Here is a 1,710-nt window from a genome sequence, read left to right as displayed (position 1 = left end):
CGGTGACAAGGCGGGCCTGGCCGGCTCGCACGAGCGGATCCTGCTCGGTGCCGGCGGGCCCGAGACCGGCGGTGAGGCGGTGCGGTTCGCGTTCCGGGAGGCCGGGGCACGCGGCTGCGTCCTCGACGTCGTACGGGCCTGGCGCCGCCCCGCGTTCCAGGCGCCCTCCGACGGCCCGGCCCGCGGCGGGCCCGAGGAGTGGGCCTCCGCTCTGCTGGAGGAGCTGCTGCGGGAGGCGAGGACCGGGCATCCGGACGTACGGCTGCGCCCCGCGACGGTCGAAGGGCCGGCGCACAGGGTGCTGGTGGACCGTTCGGCCGCCGCCGACCTGGTGATCGTCGGAACGCGGCACAGGGCGGGGCACCCCGGGCTCCAGCTGGGCCGGACGGCCCACGCGCTGCTGCACCACGCGCAGTGCCCGGTGGCGGTCGTGCCGCAGCGGGTGTGACGGCCCGGTGACGGCGGCGACGGCCGAAACGTGGGCGTACGACGGCTACGACCCCGCGCAGGAGCGACTGCGGGAGGCGCTGTGCACGCTGGGCAACGGCCGTTTCGCCACCCGCGGTGCCCTGCCGGAGTGCGCCGCGGACGAGGTGCACTATCCGGGCACCTACGTGGCCGGGTGCTACAACCGGCTCGTCTCCCGCGTCGCCGGCCGCCGGGTCGAGAACGAGGACATGGTCAACGTCCCCAACTGGCTGCCGCTGCGCTTCCGCCTCGCGGACGGCCCCTGGCTCACCCCGGACACCGCGACCGTCCTCGGCCATCACCAGGTCCTCCACCTGGACTCGGGCCTGCTGGAGCGCCGTACCCGGTACGGGTTCGGCGACGGGCGGTCGCTGATCGTGCGCCAGCAGCGGATCGTGCACATGGCCGACGCGTACCTGGCGGCGCTGCGCACCGAGTTCACCGCCGACGGCTTCACGGCGGACCTCGAGGTCGAGGCGGCCGTCGACGGCGGCGTCACCAACGCCGGCGTGCGGCGTTACCGGGACCTGGAGGGCCGGCACCTCACCCATGTGCACTCCGGCACCGCCGCCCCCGGCACCGTGTGGCTGCGCTGCCGTACCCGGACCTCCGACATCCGGATCGGCATGGCCACCCGCCTGACCTGCGAGGGCGAGATCACCACCTGGCACGAGCACCCGCGCGCGGTCCAGCGGGTGCGGCTGCGGCTGGAGCCGGGCCGTACCGTCACCGTCGTCAAGACGGCCGCGCTGCACACCTCCCACGACCCCGCCATCAGCGACCCGCTGTGGGCCGCGGTCGACCGGGTGGGCGCGGCACCCGGCTTCGACGAGTTGCTCCGGACCCACCTGACGGCGTGGGACCAGCTGTGGCGCCGGGCGGGCATCGAGGTGCCCGGGGAGCCGGGGCGCATCCTGCGCCTGCACCTGTTCCACGTGCTGCAGACCCTCTCCCCGCACACCGCCGACCTGGACGTCGGGGTGCCCGCCTGCGGGCTGCACGGCGAGGCCTACCGCGGTCATGTCTTCTGGGACGAGCTGTTCGTCCTGCCGTATCTGAACCTGCACTTCCCGGAGGTCTCCCGGGCCCTGCTGCACTACCGCCACCGGCGCCTGGAGCGGGCCCGCTCGGCGGCGCGCGCGGCCGGCCTGCGCGGCGCGATGTATCCGTGGCAGAGCGGCAGCGACGGCCGGGAGGAGTCCCCGCGGCTGCACCTCAACCCCCGCTCGGGGCGCTGGCTTC

General features: G+C 75.3%; 1 protein-coding gene and 1 pseudogene. Both read left to right on the top strand.

Features of this window, described 5'->3' with window-relative positions; all coding sequences use genetic code 11:
* Nucleotides 1-448, top strand: a 448-nt coding sequence (locus C1I97_RS36240) for a universal stress protein (RefSeq protein WP_146608418.1), incomplete at its 5' end; no start/stop codon positions are given.
* A 7-nt stretch (nt 449-455) separates the two neighbouring features.
* Nucleotides 456-1,710: pseudogene (locus C1I97_RS36235) on the top strand (glycoside hydrolase family 65 protein); the annotation flags it as partial.

The sequence above is a fragment of the Streptomyces sp. NTH33 genome (genome assembly GCF_003236365.1).
In the GTDB taxonomy this organism is placed as follows: Bacteria; Actinomycetota; Actinomycetes; order Streptomycetales; family Streptomycetaceae; genus Streptomyces.
The sequence above is the reverse complement of the archived record's forward strand: the minus strand, read 5'-3'. Positions and strand labels throughout refer to the sequence as shown.